Origin of the sequence: Aequorivita sp. CIP111184 (assembly GCF_900489465.1) — a bacterium.
Classification (GTDB): Bacteria; Bacteroidota; Bacteroidia; order Flavobacteriales; family Flavobacteriaceae; genus Aequorivita.
The window spans coordinates 39,096-59,088 of record NZ_UEFQ01000020.1 but is presented as its reverse complement, the minus strand read 5'-3'; the positions used below and the strand labels follow the sequence as shown (position 1 = coordinate 59,088).

Annotated in this window: 17 protein-coding genes; 10 read left to right on the top strand and 7 right to left on the bottom strand. The window is 34.1% G+C overall.

Features of this window, described 5'->3' with window-relative positions; translation table 11 throughout:
• The first annotated feature begins 5 nt into the window (after positions 1-5).
• The 5 genes from AEQU1_RS08905 (at position 6) to AEQU1_RS08885 (ending at position 6,025) form a co-directional block, all read left to right on the top strand.
• Positions 6-1,490, top strand: a complete 1,485-nt coding sequence (locus tag AEQU1_RS08905; protein WP_111880500.1) for a sulfatase-like hydrolase/transferase — start codon at positions 6-8, stop codon at positions 1,488-1,490.
• Between the two features lie 54 nt (positions 1,491-1,544).
• Positions 1,545-2,522: a GNAT family N-acetyltransferase gene (locus tag AEQU1_RS08900; protein ID WP_111880499.1), complete on the top strand. Its 978-nt coding sequence runs from the start codon at positions 1,545-1,547 to the stop codon at positions 2,520-2,522.
• Positions 2,519-3,619: a DegT/DnrJ/EryC1/StrS aminotransferase family protein gene (locus tag AEQU1_RS08895; RefSeq protein WP_111880497.1), complete on the top strand. Its 1,101-nt coding sequence runs from the start codon at positions 2,519-2,521 to the stop codon at positions 3,617-3,619. The genes AEQU1_RS08900 and AEQU1_RS08895 overlap by 4 nt, the downstream gene beginning before the upstream one ends.
• Positions 3,620-4,909, top strand: coding sequence for an O-antigen translocase (locus AEQU1_RS08890; RefSeq protein WP_111880495.1), 1,290 nt, complete (start codon positions 3,620-3,622; stop codon positions 4,907-4,909).
• A gap of 132 nt (positions 4,910-5,041) precedes the next feature.
• Positions 5,042-6,025, top strand: coding sequence for a hypothetical protein (locus AEQU1_RS08885; protein ID WP_111880494.1), 984 nt, complete (start codon positions 5,042-5,044; stop codon positions 6,023-6,025).
• On the opposite strand, the gene AEQU1_RS08880 is transcribed toward AEQU1_RS08885, so the two are convergent.
• On the bottom strand, positions 6,022-7,161 hold the full coding sequence (locus AEQU1_RS08880) for a glycosyltransferase (protein WP_111880492.1): 1,140 nt from the start codon (positions 7,159-7,161) through the stop codon (positions 6,022-6,024). The genes AEQU1_RS08885 and AEQU1_RS08880 overlap by 4 nt on opposite strands.
• Before the next feature lie 134 nt (positions 7,162-7,295).
• Here AEQU1_RS08880 and AEQU1_RS08875 point away from each other — a divergent pair, with 134 nt between their 5' ends.
• Positions 7,296-8,405: a glycosyltransferase gene (locus AEQU1_RS08875; RefSeq protein ID WP_111880490.1), complete on the top strand. Its 1,110-nt coding sequence runs from the start codon at positions 7,296-7,298 to the stop codon at positions 8,403-8,405.
• Positions 8,392-8,811, top strand: coding sequence for an FdtA/QdtA family cupin domain-containing protein (locus tag AEQU1_RS08870; RefSeq protein WP_111880489.1), 420 nt, complete (start codon positions 8,392-8,394; stop codon positions 8,809-8,811). Before AEQU1_RS08875 ends, AEQU1_RS08870 begins: the two co-directional genes overlap by 14 nt.
• Here the strand turns inward: AEQU1_RS08870 and AEQU1_RS08865 are convergent.
• The 3 genes from AEQU1_RS08865 to AEQU1_RS08855 are packed head-to-tail and all read right to left on the bottom strand — an operon-like array spanning position 8,794 to position 11,328.
• On the bottom strand, positions 8,794-9,723 hold the full coding sequence (locus AEQU1_RS08865; RefSeq protein WP_111880487.1) for a glycosyltransferase family A protein: 930 nt from the start codon (positions 9,721-9,723) through the stop codon (positions 8,794-8,796). The two genes, AEQU1_RS08870 and AEQU1_RS08865, sit on opposite strands and share 18 nt — an antisense overlap.
• Positions 9,716-10,612, bottom strand: coding sequence for a glycosyltransferase (locus AEQU1_RS08860; RefSeq protein WP_111880486.1), 897 nt, complete (start codon positions 10,610-10,612; stop codon positions 9,716-9,718). Before AEQU1_RS08860 ends, AEQU1_RS08865 begins: the two co-directional genes overlap by 8 nt.
• A complete protein-coding gene (locus AEQU1_RS08855; protein WP_258455249.1) occupies positions 10,609-11,328 on the bottom strand; it encodes a class I SAM-dependent methyltransferase in 720 nt (239 codons plus the stop codon). Before AEQU1_RS08855 ends, AEQU1_RS08860 begins: the two co-directional genes overlap by 4 nt.
• 152 nt (positions 11,329-11,480) lie before the next feature.
• Between AEQU1_RS08855 and AEQU1_RS08850 the strand changes: the two genes are divergently transcribed.
• Together AEQU1_RS08850 and AEQU1_RS08845 are read left to right on the top strand one after the other, a co-directional pair.
• Positions 11,481-12,902 (top strand): MBOAT family protein, encoded by a 1,422-nt coding sequence (locus AEQU1_RS08850; RefSeq protein ID WP_111880482.1) that lies wholly within the window; start codon positions 11,481-11,483, stop codon positions 12,900-12,902.
• Positions 12,903-12,904: 2 nt separating this feature from the next.
• Positions 12,905-13,822, top strand: coding sequence for a hypothetical protein (locus AEQU1_RS08845; protein WP_111880480.1), 918 nt, complete (start codon positions 12,905-12,907; stop codon positions 13,820-13,822).
• 8 nt (positions 13,823-13,830) lie between these two features.
• Here AEQU1_RS08845 and AEQU1_RS08840 read toward each other — a convergent pair whose 3' ends face one another.
• The 3 genes from AEQU1_RS08840 to AEQU1_RS08830 form a co-directional block, all read right to left on the bottom strand.
• Positions 13,831-14,514: a cell division ATP-binding protein FtsE gene (locus AEQU1_RS08840; protein WP_111880479.1), complete on the bottom strand. Its 684-nt coding sequence runs from the start codon at positions 14,512-14,514 to the stop codon at positions 13,831-13,833.
• An 80-nt stretch (positions 14,515-14,594) separates the two neighbouring features.
• Complete coding sequence (locus tag AEQU1_RS08835; RefSeq protein WP_111880477.1) at positions 14,595-16,250, bottom strand: S8 family serine peptidase; 1,656 nt, start codon at positions 16,248-16,250, stop codon at positions 14,595-14,597.
• Positions 16,247-16,720 carry a tail fiber protein gene (locus AEQU1_RS08830; protein WP_111880476.1) on the bottom strand — a complete coding sequence of 158 codons (474 nt, stop codon included), beginning with the start codon at positions 16,718-16,720 and terminating at the stop codon, positions 16,247-16,249. The genes AEQU1_RS08835 and AEQU1_RS08830 overlap by 4 nt, the downstream gene beginning before the upstream one ends.
• A gap of 229 nt (positions 16,721-16,949) precedes the next feature.
• Here AEQU1_RS08830 and AEQU1_RS08825 point away from each other — a divergent pair, with 229 nt between their 5' ends.
• A complete protein-coding gene (locus tag AEQU1_RS08825) occupies positions 16,950-19,967 on the top strand; it encodes a tetratricopeptide repeat protein (protein ID WP_111880474.1) in 3,018 nt (1,005 codons plus the stop codon).
• Positions 19,968-19,993: the final 26 nt, after the last annotated feature.

The window sequence follows — 19,993 nt, the reverse complement described above, 5'->3', positions numbered from 1 at the left end:
AATTGATGCAATCTAAACGAAACAACAATTTTGGAAAAATTTTTGAAAATGTTTCAAGAAATCCCCTTTTCATAGGTCTTGGAGTAGGTCTCTATCCGTTAGTCTTTTATTATTCCCGAAATTTTGGAATGATTAATTCTTGGGAACAGTTTGGATATTTTCTCTTATTGTTTCTCTTATTTCCCATTGTTCTCTTTTCAATTTTAAAATGGTTTTCTGGGCTTTCTTTTGCTTCAAAATGGGGGAAATATGTATTGCCTTTTTTTAGCGTTTTCCTCTTTCTTTTTTTTATAAAAATTATTTTATACACTGACATGCAACGGAAAATAATATTGGGAATCTTTATTATATCGGCATTGGCAGCATTTTTTTTTAAAAAGCATTTTAAAAAATGGGTAGTAATTCAACTGCTTTTGGCGGCTATCGGGCTTATTGGCTTAGCGCCAGTATTAATAAAATATCTTAATTATTCCCATACTTGGAAACAACAGCCAGATGCAATAGAAAGTGTTGTTTTTGAAAAAAGACCGAACGTATATTATATTCAACCAGATGGCTACGTTAATTTTGCTGAACTTGAAGGCGGATTTTACAATGTGGATAACACCGAATTTAAAAACTTTTTAGGCGAAAGTAAATTTAAAAATTATCCAAATTTTAGAAGTAATTACATCTCAACATTAACATCTAACAGTGCTACATTTATGATGAAGCACCATTATTACCATAACAGAAAAGACTATTCGGAAATGCTGAATGCACGGAAAAATATAATTTCCGAAAATGCGGTACTTTCCATTTTCAAAAACAACGGCTATAAAACTCATTTTATCACTGAACATCCCTATTTGATGGTAAATCGACCTAAAATTGGATACGATTATACCAACTTCATGTACAGTGATATTCCCTATATAACAACAGGTTTCAATGTTGGAAGGGATGTTTATAATGATTTGGAAAATACAATAGCTTCAAAAAAATCTGATGGAAATTTCTTTTTTGTCGAAATTTTTGAACCAAGTCACATTTCAAGTACAAAAGCAGCCTCAAAGGGAAAAGTAAATGAGCGATTGCAGTGGCTTGAAAAAAGAGAAATCGCAAATAAGAAAATCGAGAAATTAGTGAACCTAATAATTGAAAAAGACCCAGGTGCGCTTATTATGATAATGGCAGATCACGGCGGCTTTGTAGGCTTAGATTATACCTTAGAAGTGTATAAAAAAACGACAGACCGTGATATTATTTACAGTACTTTTGGAGCTATGTTGTCAATAAGATGGCCAGATAATGAAGTTCCTGTCACCGACACGAATCTAAAAACTTGCGTAAATGTTTTTAGAATACTTTTTTCCTATTTGAGTGATGATGAAAAATATCTTCAAAATTTGCAAGATGACAAAAGTTATTTGATAATTAAAGAGGGTGCAGAGCCAGGAATCTATGAATATATTGATGAAACCGGAAATATTACATTCAAAAAAATATAGTACATTCTGTCAATACAACAAGCTCAATTTCTTTTAAAATAAAACACAAGAGGAGTGATAGATTATTCAGTAAAAAAATATGAGGCGAGTAACAGAAAACAGTGGGATGAATTCATTGACTCTGCAAAAAACGCCACATTTCTTTTTAAGCGTGATTTTATGGATTATCACAAAGATCGTTTTGAAGATTATTCATTGATGGTCTATAAAGGTGAAGAGCTGTATGCCGTTATGCCAGCTAACCGAAGAGATACCATGGTTTACTCGCATCAAGGACTTACTTATGGTGGATTTGTATTGCAAAGCAGTGCTAAATTAATATCAGCATTTGAGGCTTTCAAAGCAATGCTCCAGTTTCTTTCTTCCAATGGAATATCAAAACTTGACATACGGATAATTCCCTCATTTTACAGTGTATTACCTTCAGATGAATTGATCTATTTTTTATTTTTAGCGAATGCCACTTTAATAAAGAGGGATGTGCTTTTTTTAATAGATTATCAGAATAAAGTTAGGTTTCAAAAAAATAGGAGAGAAGGTATAAATAAAGCCAACAGAATGGGGCTTGAAGTGAAAATGGATACTAATTTTGACGGGTTTTGGAACGAAATACTCATTCCCAATCTAAAAAACAAACACGACGTTGCGCCAGTACATACATTGTCCGAAATAAAATTATTGGCAGATCGTTTTCCTGAAAATATCAAGCAATTTAGTGTCTATAAAGACGGTAAAATCGTTGCTGGAACAACAATTTTTTTAACTAAAACTACTGTCCATCCACAATATGTTTCGGGAAATGCAGATAAAAATATATACGGGAGTTTAGACCTTGCTTATAATTTTATAATTGAAAAATACAAAGACAGTAAAAGATATTTCGACTTTAATATTTCGAGTGAAGAGAATGGCAAATACTTGAATAAAGGACTGGTTTTTTGGAAGGAGAGTTGTGGCGCACGTTCATACACTGTTGATAATTATGTGGTAGATACTAAGATTGCAGATACTTTAACACTCAATTTGCTATGATTCCATTTTTAGATATTCACGCAATAAATGCACGGTTTGAAAAACAGTTTCAACATAGTTTTCAGCAATTTTTAGATTCCGGCTATTACATCTTAGGAAATCAGGTAAAATTATTTGAGGCCAACTTCGCAAGGTTTTGCGGCGTAAAACATTGTATTGGTGTTGGGAATGGTTTGGATGCACTGCGATTGATTTTGGAAGGTTACAAAATACTCGGAAAACTAAAAGAAAACGATGAAATTTTGGTTTCTGCCAACACATATATCGCCACAATTTTGGCAATAAAACAAGCTGGTTTAAATCCAGTTTTGGTAGAAGCAGATTTCAAAACCTATAATTTTGATATCGATTCGCTAAAAAAATCAATTTCAAAAAAAACGAAGGCAATAATGCCAGTTCACCTTTACGGGCAGCTTTCGCCAATGGAGGAGATTTTAAAAATTTCAAAGGAAAATGATTTACTCGTCATTGAAGATTCCGCGCAGGCACATGGTGCAAAAGATGAATTTGGCAACAAAGCCGGAAATATTGGTGATGCAGCGGGTTTCAGTTTTTATCCCACTAAAAATCTTGGTGCGTTGGGTGATGGGGGAGCGGTAACCACCAATGATGATGCCTTGGCCGAAGTGATCAAAAAACTTCGAAATTATGGCACTTCAACTAAATATGTGAATGAGTTGCTGGGTTTCAACTCAAGGCTCGACGAGTTGCAAGCGGCATTTTTAAATGTAAAATTGCCAATGGTAGATACCGACAATCTTCAGCGAAGAGCAATTGCCCAAAAGTATATTTCAGAAATAAAAAACAAAAAAATTACACTCCCAAAATATGACGGCAGTGAAAATCACGTCTTCCATCTTTTTGTAGTTCGCGTTGAAAATAGAAACAAGTTTATGGACTATTTGGACCGGAACGGGATTGGCTATCTAATTCATTACCCAATTCCACCACACAAACAAGAAGCGCTTTATGAGTATTCGCATCTATCATTTCCAATTACTGAAAGTATGCATAATCAAGTTGTGAGTATACCTATAAGTCCTGTGCTTAGTGATAAAGATGTGGACATTGTGATTTCAGTTTTAAATAAATTTTAATTGAAAATTCCAGAATCCATACGCGGTAATTTACTTTTAAAGATGACATCTTTAAATGCAGGTGCTATTGGCGTTCGGTTAATTATTTCAGCAATACTTCAGCGCTTTTTGTCAGAATATGTTGGCCCGGTAGGTCAATATAAAATTGGGCAACTTAGAAGTTTGTCACAACTTTTATTGTCAGTCGCTTCTTTAGGAACTTTTAATGGAGTAATAAAATATATTGCCGAATATAAAAAAGATGAAATAAAGTTGCAGCGGTTATTTTCCTCTGTTTTTGTATTTCTGATTATTGGCACCTCTATTACAACTTCCGTTCTTCTTTTATTTTCCTCGCAAATCAGCAACTATTTATTTTCTACTGCAGACTTTTCATATTTAATAAAATTAACGGCCGTTGTTATTCCTTTTATAGCCGTTCAAAGAGTTTTTAATGGTGTTATAAATGGTCTTTCTGAATATAAAAAGTATGCTAAAATAGACTTGATTAGTTATCTGTTTAGTGCATTGCTAACAATAATTTTTCTGTTTCAATACAATCTGGACGGTGTTTTAATTGCAATTGCTATTACGCCAATTATTCAGGTTTCGGTTATGCTTTTCTTTTTTTATAAAATACTTCGCGAATATATTCAGTTTAAGAATTTGAAGCTTCAAGCTCCTATGGCAAAAGCGCTTTTGGCTTTTACAGTGATGTCTTTTGTTTCGTCAATTTTATTACCGATTGTGGAAATAGACATTCGCAGTATGCTTGACGAAAAATTATCTGGACGCGATGCGGGAATTTGGACGAATATGACGTTTATTTCGCAAAATTATATGGTGTTTTCAAGTTCTATTTTTACGCTTTATGTAATACCGAAGTTTGCTGGAATTTACAGTGCAGGTAATTTTAAGAAGGAAGTTATTTCAATATATAAAACGCTTCTCCCACTTTTTGCTATGGGCATGGTTTTAGTCTTTTTATTTAGAAATGTAATTATAGAAATAATATATCCAGGACAGATAGAGATGGCTCCGCTCTTTAAGTGGCAGCTTATGGGAGATTTTGTGCGTCTGGCTTCTTTAGTTTTAGCACATCAGTTTTTAGCAAAAAAACTTGTACTCAATTTTATTATTACTGAAATAATGTCGCTCGCTCTCTTCTATGGTTTTGCATATTACTTTGCCGGAATTTACGGTATTGAAGGCGTAGTGATGGCACACTTTTTAAGATATTTGATTTACTTTTTTGTAGTGCTTTTTCTTGTATATCGTTATTTCAAAAAGAAAGATAGCGTTGTTGATTAAGTAGCGAAAGCATAATTTTAATTTTTGTTGTTTTAATATTTCTGCAGGAATCTCTTTGGAATTAATGAGAAGCAAACAATAGTTAATAGTTATCTTTGCACAGTTTTTTTATAGCTTATTTTTCCGAATTTTATGGCTCAAACCCTTTTTAATCCCTTTGAGGATTTGATTTTTGATGAACATTTTTGTTTTCTCTCCGGAGCATTAACAAACGAGCATATCTCCGTTTTTCCTGAATGGTTGATGAAACATTTTAAGTTTGATGATGAAAGGATCGAGATGATGGATAAAACCAAATCTTACACATACACCGACCTTAGATTGCCATGTTCACCTGAAGTTAAAACTGCTTTTAAAGAACTAGATATAAAGGTTCAAGACGCTTATAAAAATGGTTTTGAAGGAATGGCTTCCCTAGACCAAGAGTTGCTTTTCCAGTGGACTGGTAGAATGGTCTATGGCCTTCTCTATTACGAAATGCTTTATGAAAGGGATAGGTTACTAAAACAAGGTGAGGAATTTGAACTTTCTGCGCATCTTAAAGAACGCTTTGGTCGCTTTCATTTAATGTTACAATCTGTAATAGCACCAGTTTCATTCGTTGGAAAAAAACCGTGGAGTATCGCTGTATTTCCGCTTAAATATTCTGCAGATATTTTTAGTTATCGTGATGATGCAATCAATTTAATGTTTTCATTTGGCGTTAATGGCTTTGGTTTTATTGCGTGTTTGCAGGATAACGGTATAATCGGTGATAAACAGAAAGACATACTCGATAAAATGAAAGGTCACGTTTTACATCCTATCCAATTTGAAGAGTTGTACGCCCGGTTTCATTATTCAGATTACATACTGCAATACAAACCTGAATACAAAATTGAAAGCGAAGATGATAAAGTTATCGTTGAAGCTCTTCCTATTGAAAGTACGGCAAACAAACCCATTTTTGGGTTTTGGGATGAGGATATATTTGCACAATTACTCTCTAATTATTGGCAGGTTTATGGTATTGAAAGAGAGGATATACTCAAATTTCAAAAGCCGCCACTTAGCTTTCTTGAGAATCCATATACCAAAGATTTTATTAATCCAGAATCTATTGATTTACCATTTTAACAATTTCCCCAAACGTCCAGATATTTATTGGCGACAGAAATATAGTTGTGTTCACGTTCAATAAAATCCCGTGCGTTTACTGAAATTGAAGCTAATTTTTCTGGATTTAAAATTAAGTCTTCCAGTTTTTCAAATAGATATTTTACATCTGGAAGTGCATTTATGCACACTTCATCTTCCTTCAAGTTATAATGATCTAAAAACTCAATTTCGGCTCCTGTAAAAACCACTTTTCCCTTTGCCATCGCTTCCAGGGCATTGTACCCTTGGTCATATGCAAATACTTGATCCAAAAGAATATGTGCCGAATTATATTTTACTATATATTCAGAATAGGGAATATTTTCTACTGAAATGATGGAAACTTTTTCAGCATATTTCTGTTGAATTTTTTCAAGTGCCATTTCAAAATAATCATTCCCTTTTTTTAAATAATTGGCTCTATTTATCCCGTGAAAAATGATGATTTTTCCGTCTTCTGAAAAGGGTTGATAATTTAATTTTGAAGTATTTATGGGGTTTGGAATCAGTCCCAAATACTTTTTGTTTCCCGCCAGCGGAATGTGATAATCTAAATCTGAGGCTACTATTCCAGCTACATTTTTAAATACAAATGTGTGCAGCTCTATGTACTCAGTTTTTAAATATTTTAGAATTGAATAAAAATCTTTTTCTGAAACCCTTCCTTCAAATAAAGGATTGAAAATGGAGTAGCGAAACTTTTTTTCAGAAGCATATTTCACGCTTATGTAATCAGTTCCACAGGAAAGAAGAAAGAGGTTTTTGTTGTTTGTCTTTAAAAAGGAAATGATTTCTTTTTCATATTTGGGTAAAATTCCAAAAGGACTTTCGTTAATCAGCTGAACAATGTCAAAACCCTTGAATTTTTCTTTATGCTGAAAAAACTGATGTTTTAAGGATAATGATGTGATATCCAAACCGAACATTCTATATAGTCCGACCTTCACTTTTCTTGAAATTCCGGAATCGTATTTTCGCTTTAATAATATATCTGAAGGAAAGCTTTTAAATTCATCACCAGATGAAACCAACGTTACTTCGTGGCCAAGTGCTAACAAACCTTCCTTAAGGGAATTGTGCAACCGGCTGTATTCGCCCACTAAAAGTATATTCATGTGTCGATAATATTGTATTTAATGGTCACATGCAACATCCCAATACATTTTTTTTGAAGGATCAAAAGTTAGCCTTGGATGTTTCATAAAAGCTATATTTGCCTTTTGCAACCAAAAATACATAATAAATAGCGATGCCCGCTGAAAAGAAATTTAAAGTATGCCTAGTTTCCATCTCACTTGCAAAAGGTGGTTTGGAGCGTTCTTGTGCCATGCTTTCGGAAATGTTGGAAACTTACGGGCACGATGTTCATTTGGTAATATTGAATGATGAAGTTGATTACCCATACAGTGGAAAAATGCTGAATTTGGGAAAAATGAAGGCGAAAAAAGACTCGATGGTGAAGCGTTTGCTGCGCTTTCGAAAATTTAGAAATTATTTAAAAAATGAAAAATTTGATCTAATTATTGATCATCGTCCCAAAAATAATTTTGAGCGAGAACTATTTTATTCAAAATTTATTTATCGCGAACTCCAAAAAATTTATGTAGTACACAGTTCTAAAAAGGCTGAATATCTTACGGAAAATCCATCAAAATTTTCAAAAATATGTCAAAAAAATATTTTGAATGTAGCAGTTTCAGAATATATTGAAAATGAAATATTGAAGAAGGAAGGAATAAACAATTCCGTCACCATCCACAATGCTTTTAATCCTAAATGGGAAAATGAAAGCGGTGATTTTCCCAAAATACTTCAAAACAAAAAATACATACTTTCTTATGGCCGATTGGACGATTCAATAAAGGATTTTTCATTTTTGATTGAAGCTTTTTCGCAATCAAAAGTTTGGGAAAAAGAGGTTCAGCTTGTTATTTTGGGTGACGGGAAAGACAAAGAAAAACTTCAAAAGTTGGCCTTTTCGAAACCCTGTGCAGAGCAGATTTTATTTTTGCCATTCACAAAAAGTCCTTTTGAAATTATTAAAAATGCACGCTGCGTAACGCTCACCAGCAAATACGAAGGTTTTCCAATGGTATTGGTAGAATCACTTTCATTGGGAACGCCAGTGGTTTCATTGAATATAATTTCCGGCCCTTCGGAAATCGTGCAGCACCAAAAAAACGGTTTGCTGATTACCGAAAGAAGTTTACCTTTATTTTCGGAAGCGTTGCAAACTTTATGTTTTGATGAGCAGTTGTATGAAACACTTAAAAAGAATGCAAAACCTTCTGTAGAAAAATTTTCAATGCAGGCCATTTCTGAAAAATGGAATCAAACTTTACAGCATGCAATACCTTGATTTAGATAAAATAGCACTCAAAGAAATACCTAAAATCAGCGATCCGGACGGTCGCGGAAACCTATCAGTAGTTGAAAAGGATTATTTGCCATTTGTAATAAAACGAGTTTATTATTTGTACGACGTTCCTAGTTCGTCCACGCGTGGAGGCCACGCGCATAAACAATTACAGCAATTTTTAATTGCCTTAAGCGGTAGTTTTGATGTGGTGTTGGACAATGGAAAAAAACGAAGAACAATCACCTTGAACAGGCCTGACAGAGGTTTGTTGATACCAAGTGGGGTTTGGCGGGAACTGGAAAACTTTTCATCTGGAGCTGTTTGTCTTTCTTTGGTGAGCGAAGAATACAGTGAAGAAGATTACATTCGCGAATACAGCGAATTCAAATTATTTAAAAGTGCCTAATCGCAACCCTAGCTTTTCCAGATTGTCTTTCGTTTTTGAAAGATACTTTAATATGGTTTTATTTTGCCGTAGCAGAAACTGCTGCTTTTTACTCAGATTTTCTTGATCTATTTTCTTAAAATTTTTTTGAAATGCTTCTTTGTTTCCTTCAATTTTTGCCAAAACACAGAGCGAATATCTGTTTAAATCCAGAAATTTTTTAAGGGCGAGATTGTCTTTTTCGTGAACTTCATACGCTTCAAAATTTGCTTTTTCTTCGAGTTTTTTTACACTCTGAAATAAACTGTTTTTCCGAACCATATAAGTTGCACAGACTTTTGGACTAAAAACTACTTTATATTTTATGCCTATTCGAACGTAAAGATCAGTATCCTCACCACTTTTAATTTTTGGATCGTACCAACCAACATTCTCAAAAACATCTTTCTTTAATACTGTGGAAATGCTCAGCAAAACAGAGTCAAGCTGGCTTGCTTCAAAATAATCTACAAGAACCGAATCTTTTCCAAAGGTTTTAATAGAATAATTGTTAGAGAAAATTTTTCCATTTCGTTTTATTTCTGTTGCAGTTGCAAAGACGGATTCTTCGGGAAAATCATTCAATAATCTATTTTGCTCTTCCAAATAGAAAGGGTACCAATAATCATCGGCATCCATTAATGCTATATATTCTGTTTCCGCTTGTTGGATTGCAAAATTTCGGGCGGCTGAAGCACCGCTATTCTCTCTTGAAAAGTAACGAATCCGAGGGTCTTTGAATTTGAGGATTTCTGCTTCGCTATTGTCTGTGGAGCCATCGTTTAAAATAACTACTTCAAAATTTGAAAAGGTTTGGTTCAGAACACTTTTTATAGTTTCCGCAATGTACTTTTCTTTATTGAAAACTGGTATGACGACGGAAAACCTACGCATCTTTCGCTTTTAGAGAACTAAGATAACCCAAGCGATACAAATCAAAAAGGAAAAGTGAGGGTTTCGAAGAAGTCAGATTTTTCAGTAAAGGGTTTTTAAAAACAGCGAAAATTGCTCGTGCCGCAAAAAGCAAGTTCCATTTTTTTAATTTTAAATAGGTTTTTAAAATTTTTACGTTTTCACCGTCAATAGAACCCTCGTTGTAAAAATTCAGCAAATTTTGAAGTGCCAAGTGTGATTTGTATATAAAATCTTCATTGGTTTCCAAATTTAAATGAATTACTGGATTGTCAATATGAAGCAGGGAAATGTTGTTTTTTTGAAGTTCATATCCAAAAACAGAATCTTCATAACCATAACCCGTAAGCTTTTCGTTGAATTTAATAGTTTTAAAAACATCTTTCTTAATGCCGAATCCCATTGTTATAAAACTATGATATGGATTTTTGATGCGTTCTGAAAGGGTTAGACTTTCGCGTTCACTGCCGTATTTATATCGCAATCTAACATTTTCTGAAGTGTTTTTAGGATATTCAATTCCACCAAAAACAACGGAACTTTCTTCGGAAAATGCCGCAACGTAATTTGATATAAATTTTGAACTTGAAGGAAACGTGTCTGCATCCAAAAAAAGCAACCAAGTATACGTTGCTTTTTCTGCCAAAAGATTTCGGATTTTGCTTCTGCCAATATTTTTGTCCAAAACCTGAAAACTGCAATGCGCCAACGAATTAATTTTTGAATTTTCTTCCAAGGATTTCTTATCAGTTGAAGCATCATCAAAAACTAATATTTCATAAACAACATTTGCACTTTCACATTGTTTTTGCAAGTTTTCTACTAACGAAAAAACAGTGTAATTGTATGTTGGAATAAGGATGGAAATCATTTTTTGGCGATTATTACAGTTTCTTCCATAAACCCGTAACGCTCATTTGCAGGAAAAGTTTTGACTTCAACATTTTGAAAGCCGTTTTCTTTCAGCCGGTTTTTCAATCCTTTTACTGAATAGATGCGCACGTGATCTTCCTGCCCAAAGGCTTCCAGTCTTTCTTCGGGAGTCTTTTTTGAAAAATCTTCGTAAATATTTCCTTCTTTAAACGGCGTTTGAATTATGCAGGTTCCCTCAAGTTTCAAAACGCGATGCAATTCTTCCATTGCTTTTTTATCGTCTTCAATATGCTCTAAAATATGGTAACAAACTATGAGGTCGAAAAAATCATTTTCCAATGGAATTTGGGTAATGTCATACCGATAATCTGCAAGAAATTCATCTTCAAAATCGGTGCTGAAATACTTTATTTTAGAATTTTTTTTGAGCAACCGGTAAACACTTCGCGAAGGTGAAAAATGGAGCACTTTTCCACGAATTAAATCATCTTCATTTAAAAAAGAATAAAGGCGGCGGGTTCGGGAACGACTTCCACAAAAAGGGCAGAGAAGATCACCATCAGGAATTGTGATAAATTTTTTAAGTCCGTTGCCACAAATACCACATTCGTAATTTTTTCCGCGTAAGTGAAATGCAAAAATAGACCGAAAAAAAGTCTCGTTTTCAAGGAGTATTTTTTTGGGAACTACAGAAAGTGCAACATTTTTAAGCATCTGGTACATCCCGCTAAAATACAGGAAAGTTTCTTATAGTTTAAAAACAAAGTTGTTGATTGTTCAGCTAATTAAACAAAAAAACCAATGCGCTCACCCATCTTTAAAAGGTGTATTGTTTGTATATTGCAGAAAAAAATAACAGCAAGTAGATGCTTTTTAATACCATAGATTTTGCTATTTTTTTCCCAACAGTACTTCTTTTATACTGGACGGTTTTTAAAAAATCCCTCTCATTACAAAATTTATTCTTAGTAGTTGTAAGTTATGTTTTTTACGCCTTTTGGGATTGGCGTTTTCTTTCCTTGATTTTTCTGAGCACCATTGTAGACTACTCTGTGGGATTATGGTTGGGCAAAACCAATAATTTAAGTAAGCGAAAAATACTTTTAGGAATTAGTCTCATCTTTAATTTGGGACTGCTAATGACATTTAAATATTTCAATTTTTTCGTTGAAACATTTGTTGATGCTTTTGCCTTATTTGGAACTCCTTTAAAAATTACTTCGTGGAATATTCTCCTGCCGGTTGGGATAAGCTTTTATACGTTTCAAACTATGAGTTACACCATAGATTTGTACCGCAAAAAAATTGAGCCTACACATGATATAGTTGCATTTTTTGCCTTTGTTTCCTTTTTTCCACAATTAGTGGCAGGTCCAATTGAGCGGGCTTCACATCTATTGCCGCAATTTAAGGTTAAAAGAAAATTCAATTATAATGAAAGTGTAGATGGGCTACGATTAATTTTGGGAGGGCTTTTCAAAAAAATGGTGATTGCTGATAATTGTGCATTGTTGGTAAATAATATTTTTGAAAATTATGAAGTGAACAGCGGCAGCACCTTGTTTTTTGGTGCTGTATTTTTTGCTTTTCAAATTTACGGAGATTTCTCTGGCTATAGCGATATAGCAATTGGTACTTCTCGTTTGATGGGTTTTGACTTGATGAAAAATTTTAATTACCCCTATCTATCCCAAAATCTGTCTGAGTTTTGGCGGCGCTGGCACATTTCTCTATCCACTTGGTTTAGGGATTATGTTTACATTCCGCTGGGTGGAAGTAGAGTTTCTAAAGGCAGACTTATAGTTAATGTTTTTATAGTTTTTATAGTAAGTGGATTGTGGCATGGAGCGAATTTAACCTTTGTTTTCTGGGGCTTTATACATGCCTTGTTTGTGATTCCTGTTATATTATTTTTTAAAAAAGAAACCCCCTTTGCTAAAGATAAAAAGTTACCCACTATCAGCCAGTTTTTAAAAATTACAACAACATTTTTTATTGTAGTTATAGCTTGGGTGTTTTTTAGGTCAGAAAATTTGACAATGGCTTTTAGTTACATTGGAAAAATATTTTCAAGTAGTTTGTTTACAATGCCTCAAATTCCTAGAAGTGGTATTTTTTTACTTTTCTTTTATATGGTCATTGAATGGATCCAAAGACATCGCGATCATGTATTGGACATCGGTTATATTAATAATAAATGGATTAGATATACCATTTATTATTTGGTGGTTTTTGCAGTTTTCTATTATGCGGGCGATTTACAACCTTTTATTTACTTTCAATTTTAACGATGAAAAAATTTTATAAAAACCTACTGATTTTCTTAATACCTGTTTTTGTGGTATGGGGTATTACGGAGGTTTTTTATCGTACAGCTGAAAATAATTTCACTTTCAAAAATCAACGAATTATTTCGGAATATAACCAAATAGAAACATTGGTGTTCGGCGATTCGCATGCTTTCTTCGGAATAAATCCTGAATATTTCACTTCAAATACTTTCAACATTGCCAATGTAAGCCAAAGTCTATATTTTGATGAATTACTGCTGAAAAAGCACATTGACAGTCTTCCCAATTTAAAAAATGTAATTTTAAATATCAGTTATTTTACCCTTTCTGCCGTAGATAATTCTTCAGAAGATAGATGGAGAAGATATTTTTATCAGCAACAAATGAATTTAAATATCCCTTCTATATTCGTTTTTGATCCAAGCCAATATAGCTTGGCATTAGTTAGAAGGTTTGATAAATCTGTAGATTTATTTGGAGAATATCTGCAAAATGGAACTATTGTAAGTTGTTACGAAAATGGGTTTGGAATGCAGGACGAAACCAATATCGTTCCCGATAAAGAAAAAATAGCTGTAATGATTGCCAAAAAGCACGAAGATCATTTATTGGATTTTGAGGTGAATAAAAACCGTTTGCAACGAATTATTGATTTGTGCAATAAAAATGGCGTTGCAGTATATTTGATAGAAATGCCCGTTTACAAAACGTATTATAGCTTATTGGACACTGCAAAAAAGGAAAAAATAAATGCAACCTTAACTAACTTAGAAGAACAAAATAAAGGTGTCCATTTCTTTGATTTCAGTCAGGAAGAAAGTTTTATTGATTCAGATTTCCGTGATGCCGATCATTTAACTAACGAAGGCGCAGAAAAATTCAGTAAAATTTTAAATGCTATTTTGCAGAAAAAGTGAGCTTAATTTTAAACCGTTTTTTGAACTACTTCAAAAATTTGGTTTTGATCACACTTTAAGGTTTTGGAAGGATATTTTAATAGCAATGCATAATCGTGTGTTGCCATTAATATAGTGTTTCCGTTTTTGTTTATTTCGCGTAGCACTTCCATTACCTCCACACTTGTTTGCGGGTCTAGGTTTCCGGTAGGTTCGTCTGCTAAAATTAATTCAGGATCGTTTAAAAGGGCGCGTGCAATGGCAATTCGCTGTTGTTCACCTCCAGAAAGTTGATATGGATATTTAAAGGCTTTGGTTTTCATGTCCACTTTATCCAACACTTGATTTATTTTACTTTCCATCGCGGCTTTATCTTTCCAGCCAGTGGCGGTAAGTACAAAACGGAGATTGTCGCTTACAGTTCGGTCATTCAATAGTTTAAAATCCTGAAAGACCACACCTAGTTTTCTTCTTAAAAAAGGAATGTCTTTTTCTTTTAGCGTTGCCAAATCATAACCCACAATATGTCCTTCGCCTTTTTGAAGTGGAAGATCGCCGTAAAGGGTTTTCATAAAACTACTTTTTCCAGTTCCTGTTTTCCCAATAAGATATACAAATTCGCCTTTTTCCACAGAAACGGAAACATCTGAAAGTACGAGATTTTCACCTTGAAAAATAGAGGCGTTTTCTAATTGAAGAACAGCTTGGTCCATAAAATAATTTATTTTTTAGCAAATGTAACGCAAAGCAAATGGAAACAAAAATGTGATTTATTATTTAGATGAAAATAATATCATTTAAAGATCCTATCGTATTTTTTGGGAGGTTGCGGTTCGCATTCTTTGTTTGGTATGTTGGGATCAATGGCTAATATTATTTTTCCAGTTGCATTGGGCTTTAAATGTGTGTTTGGTTTTAATATTATTGCATTTCGCGCTTTAAAATCTACAGATGCAGCCTCACGAAAAGTTTGATTTTGAATTGTAATATTGTGTTGTGCGCGTTCTATTTTAAAATCGAACCTATAAAATTCCCGACCCTTTATGATGATGTTTCCGTTTAAGTTTTTCATATCATTCGCCATTTTTACGGCTTTATAAGCATCAAGCCTCCCAGCGCCCAACATTCCTTTAAAGGGAATATTTCCATTTAAATTTTCAACATCTGCAGAAGTCAATTTTAAAATAGTTTCTATTTCATAGGAAGAAAGGCAATAATTTACAGACCACATAAGGCCGATGGTGCCAGTAACATAGGGCGCTGCACTTGAAGATGCTCCGCCAAAAAATTCATCTTTTCCGCAAACCTCATGCCCCAATAAATAGCCTTGACGGGGAGCGAGCAGATCCACAGCGGTGTTTACTTGAACTCCTTTTTCAATTGGTGTTGGGTTAAATACTCCGTTTTCATCTATTATAAAATATCCACTTCTTCGATCACTTATTTCATGGGTATAGTTAATGTTGTCTTTGGTAAAGTAGCCATCTTCAATTAAAGGATATTCAGAAAATACTCCTGTTACGGAGATAACTTTATCAAATGATGCCGGATACATTAAATCGCCAATAGAAGTTTTATCGAAATTACAGTCCCTGCCATTTCCTGCGGCAGCTACAATTATAATTCCGTCTTCGTAATATTCACTAATTCGTTTGTTAATAATCTCTTGTTGAGAACCCATACCGCACATAGCCCAACTTGTATTTATAACTTTCGCACCGGCGTCAACCAGATCTTCTATATACTTAAATGAACCATAACGGGTGCTTATGCCATCACATTCGCTACAGATGCCAGGTCTGCCAAAAGCATTGTCCATTCTAGCGAAAGCAATGCCTGCTACATTGGTTCCATGGCTACAGTCACTTGCTTTTGCTGGATTTTCGGGGTGTAAATCTTTTATTAGTTTCCCTTTCATATCAATATTTAAAGTGTCTATCCGTGAATCTGATATTCCAATAATTACCTTTTTATCACCTTTGGTAATACTCCAAGCGCCAGGAGCATTTATTATATCTAAATCTCGACTTGAATAGGGGTTGCCTAAATTTTCAACTGGGCTTGTATTGCCATAATCATTCGGGTAATATGGGTTTGGCGCTGGGAAAAATTCTAGAACTCGTGTATATTTTTTTGGATATTTTTCTTGAAGTTCTATTAAAAGATTTTCGTCATCTGTTGAAATATAATAAACGTCTTTAAATAATTTTTTATCTGTGTTTGGGTATGCAATATTAAAAGTTGAGATTTTATATTTCTCATAAATAGAAGTTTCTGTAGTATCGTATTTGCTAATTACCGAAAAAAAGCCTTCATTTTTCTGCTTTATAATTAGGGAAGAAACGTCTGCAATATTCACATAATAGTGAAATTTTTGAGCTTCATTTTTTTGTGAAAAGCTTTGTTTAAAAATAAACAGCGAAAAAATTATTAAAACCTCAATCTTCATTTATTTGTTTTTTCAATGTGCTTAAAATTGCTTTTTAATTCCTCAATTTCCTTCTGTTGCTGAAGCGTGTAAAGTGTCAATTCTTCAACCTTTTGTAGTAAAATTAAATTCATTTCTTTTAATGAAATACCTTCGACCTGCATCATTTTAGCGGAAGGCACATTGGGTAAATGTTTATTTTCTTTTAAAAATGCTTCCAGTTCTTTCAAAGAAATCAATTTGTATTCTGGCATCATTTCAGAAAAACCGTTGAAATAGTTTTCAAAAACATAATCAGGTGCAACGGCTCCGTCCAAATCGACTAATACTTCCTGTGTGTGGATTTTTCCCTTTACAGTTAAAAGCTCGTCGGGAGTGGTTGTGCCAATACCTATTTTTCCATTTTTTTCAGTCAGACTTGTAAAAGGACTGCGTTGTGCGGTTGCGGAAATTGTGAATAATATAATAGAGAAAATTAATAATCTGTTCATAACAATGCATTTAGAATTTGTGAAGTTTTAAAATTACAGTAATTTTTTTAAGCGTTTCAATGAATGTTAAATTCTCTTGAAGAGGTATATACTTATTCAGTTTTTTGCACGTTATCACTCATAGAAATTCAACTTAAAAACCAATCGTTAATTAAACCTTAAAAATTTACAGTATCGCCGAAAGCTACATTTAAAGTTAAATACCTTTACGCCACAAAAACTGTAAATAATGATAAAGAATTTTCTTGTCTTTTCGCTTTTTCTATTCCTTTCATCTTCATCCTTTTCGCAGCAATCAGCGGTCTTTACAAATGACCTCGCTGACTTCAATCAAGCGCTTGAGCTTTATAACAATGGTCAGTTTTTAGCTGCGCAAAGTCTTTTCGACAAAATAAAAAATAGCAATAATGATGAAACAGTTCAAAGCGATTGCGCTTATTACATCGCGAATGCCGCTGTTAGATTAAATCAGCAAAATGCTGACCAGTTAATGGAGGAATTTGTGGAGAAATATCCAACGAGTTTGAAGCGAAATTCTGCATTTATAGATGTGGCGAATTTTTATTTCGAAAACGGAAAATATTCATATGCCCAAAAGTGGTACGATAAGGTTGACGAAGGAAGTCTAAGCCCAAGCCAACGGGATCAGTATAATTTCAATAATGGTTACGCATATTTTAAGGCGAAGCGATATAACGATGCGAAAAACTATTTCAACAAGGTTTCAACGTCTCAAAAATACGGTTCGCAAGCAAAATATTATTTGGGCTTTATTGCTTACGAAGGCGATGATTATGAGGAAGCCAACAAAAATTTTGAAGAAGTAAAAGGTGAAGAGCGCTATTCTGAAGATTTAAGTTATTACCAAGCCGATATGAATTTTAAGCTTGGAAACTTCCAAAAAGCAATCGATATGGGGAAGGAGCAGTTTGATAAAAGCAGTCCCGCAGAGAAAAGCCAACTTTCAAAAATAATTGGTGAGAGCTATTTCAACCTCGGTCAATACGCTGAAGCGATTCCATACTTAAAGGAGTATAAAGGAATGCGCGGCAAGTGGAGCAATACAGATTATTACCAATTGGGGTATGCATATTACAAACAAGAAAATTACGAAAGCGCCATTGGAGAGTTCAATAAAATTATTGGTGGAAAGAACGCCGTTGCGCAAAATGCATATTATCATTTAGCGGAAAGTTATTTAAAACTGGACAAAAAACAGGAAGCTTTGAACGCTTTTAAAAATGCTTCGGAAATGAATTTTAGTGTTGAAATTCAGGAAGATGCATATTTCAATTATGCAAAATTGAGCTATGAAATTGGGAACAGCTATAAAAGTACCCCACAGGTTTTGCTTTCATTTATTGAAAAATATCCTGACAATGCCAATAACGAAGAGTTGAAAAAACTGTTGATAGACAGTTATATTACTTCAAAAAATTATAAGGAAGCATTGGATTTGTTGGAAAACAACAAAAATTTTGCTGATAAGGCAGCTTATCAAAAAGTAGCGTTTTATAGAGGAATCGAACTTTATAACGAAGCCGATTACAACGAAGCGATTTCGTTTTTTGATAAAAGCATGAAGGAATCGCAAGATCAAAGTTTCGTCGCCCGCGCTACATATTGGAAAGCTGAAAGCGATTACCAACTTTCAAACTTTGATAAATCCTTGGCCGGTTATAAAAAGTTTATGCAAATGCCAGGCTCGCAGAATACTTTAGAAAACAAAAATTTGAAATACAATTTGGCGTACAACCAATTCAAACTTAAAAATTACACCGAAGCCATTTCAAATTTTAAAAGTTACGTTGTGGCTGCTTCCGCTGAAACAGTTCGAAAAAAAGATGCTTATTTGCGTTTGGGCGATAGCTATTTTGTGACAAGCCAATATTGGCCAGCAATGGAAAACTACAACGCAGCTGCTGAATTGGGCGGTGATAATGACTATGCTGAATTTCAAAAAGCTATCAGTTACGGTTTTGTAGATCGCCCCGAAAAAAAGGTTGAGGAATTGATCGCATTTGCGAAAAAATACCCAAAATCCGTTTACCATGATGATGCTTTATATGAATTGGGAAATACCTATGTAGCCCAAAACAAAACTAACGAAGCAATTTCTGCATACGATCAATTGGTTCGAGATGTTCCAAATAGCAGTTTTGTTTCAAAAGCGTTGCTAAAAAAAGCTTTAATATATGACAACACTGGAAAAAGCAACGAAGCGTTGGCTATTTTCAAACGCGTAGCAAAGGATTTTCCTTCAACACCAGAGGCTTTGCAAGCGGTTTCTTCCGCAAAAATTATCTATATAGATCAGGGAAATGTTGACGAATATGCGCGTTGGGTAAAAACCTTGGATTATGTGCAAGTGGGCGATACGGAGCTTGATGATGCAGCTTATTTGGCTGCAGAACAACCATATTTGGAAAATAATCAAAGTCAAGCGAAAGGTCGTTTTGAGGATTATTTAAAGCAATTTCCAAACGGACAGCATGCGCAGAATTCGCATTTCTATTTAGGGCAAATTTATTTCGCTGATGCAAAAGCAGATCAAGCTATTCCACATTTTGAATATGTTGTGAATCGCGAGCGAAGTGAATTTACGGAACAAGCTTTGGCGCGAATTTCAGAATTGTATTTGGGCAAAAAAGATTATCAAAATGCGTTGAAATATTTAACTCGTTTGGAAGCCGAAGCAGATTTTCCGCAGAATATAATCTTCGCACAGACCAACAGTATGAAGGCTTCGTATGAATTGAAATACTATTCGGAAGCAGTTAATTACGCCGAAAAAGTGCTTCAAAATTCAAAAATTGACAATTCAATTAAGAGTGACGCGCAAATAATAATCGCTCGTTCGGCGATGAAAACTAATAACGAAGCAAAAGCAAAAACCGCTTACACAGAAGTTCAGAAAATTGCAACTGGCCAACTTGCTGCCGAAGCACTTTATTACGATGCCTATTTCAAAAATAAAGAGGGAAATTATGAAGCCTCAAATGCTTCCGTGCAGAAATTGGCGAAGGATTATTCTGGCTATAAATTATATGGTGCCAAAGGTTTGATGCTAATGGCAAAGAATTTTTATCAACTCAAAGACGCTTATCAAGCAACCTATATTTTGGAAAGTGTAACCAAAAATTTCACAGATTATCCCGAGGTAGTTGAGGAAGCAAAAGCGGAGCTCGCAGTAATCAAAAATGCTGAGTCGAAAACCAATTCTTCCGTTGAAACTGGCGGTAATTAAGCAATTATTTTAAACGATATTACTAT

Excerpts from the sequence above, each read along its gene's own strand:
- AEQU1_RS08850 (WP_111880482.1), top strand. The coding sequence starts at position 11,481 with ATGCTTTTTAATACCATAGATTTTGCTATTTTTTTCCCAACAGTACTT.
- AEQU1_RS08825 (WP_111880474.1), top strand. The coding sequence starts at position 16,950 with ATGATAAAGAATTTTCTTGTCTTTTCGCTTTTTCTATTCCTTTCATCT.
- AEQU1_RS08875 (WP_111880490.1), top strand. The coding sequence starts at position 7,296 with ATGCCCGCTGAAAAGAAATTTAAAGTATGCCTAGTTTCCATCTCACTT.
- AEQU1_RS08905 (WP_111880500.1), top strand. The coding sequence starts at position 6 with ATGCAATCTAAACGAAACAACAATTTTGGAAAAATTTTTGAAAATGTT.
- AEQU1_RS08855 (WP_258455249.1), bottom strand. The coding sequence starts at position 11,328 with ATGCTTAAAAATGTTGCACTTTCTGTAGTTCCCAAAAAAATACTCCTT.
- AEQU1_RS08860 (WP_111880486.1), bottom strand. The coding sequence starts at position 10,612 with ATGATTTCCATCCTTATTCCAACATACAATTACACTGTTTTTTCGTTA.
- AEQU1_RS08885 (WP_111880494.1), top strand. The coding sequence starts at position 5,042 with ATGGCTCAAACCCTTTTTAATCCCTTTGAGGATTTGATTTTTGATGAA.
- AEQU1_RS08830 (WP_111880476.1), bottom strand. The coding sequence starts at position 16,720 with ATGAACAGATTATTAATTTTCTCTATTATATTATTCACAATTTCCGCA.
- AEQU1_RS08895 (WP_111880497.1), top strand. The coding sequence starts at position 2,519 with ATGATTCCATTTTTAGATATTCACGCAATAAATGCACGGTTTGAAAAA.
- AEQU1_RS08880 (WP_111880492.1), bottom strand. The coding sequence starts at position 7,161 with ATGAATATACTTTTAGTGGGCGAATACAGCCGGTTGCACAATTCCCTT.
- AEQU1_RS08845 (WP_111880480.1), top strand. The coding sequence starts at position 12,905 with ATGAAAAAATTTTATAAAAACCTACTGATTTTCTTAATACCTGTTTTT.
- AEQU1_RS08865 (WP_111880487.1), bottom strand. The coding sequence starts at position 9,723 with ATGCGTAGGTTTTCCGTCGTCATACCAGTTTTCAATAAAGAAAAGTAC.
- AEQU1_RS08870 (WP_111880489.1), top strand. The coding sequence starts at position 8,392 with ATGCAATACCTTGATTTAGATAAAATAGCACTCAAAGAAATACCTAAA.
- AEQU1_RS08835 (WP_111880477.1), bottom strand. The coding sequence starts at position 16,250 with ATGAAGATTGAGGTTTTAATAATTTTTTCGCTGTTTATTTTTAAACAA.
- AEQU1_RS08840 (WP_111880479.1), bottom strand. The coding sequence starts at position 14,514 with ATGGACCAAGCTGTTCTTCAATTAGAAAACGCCTCTATTTTTCAAGGT.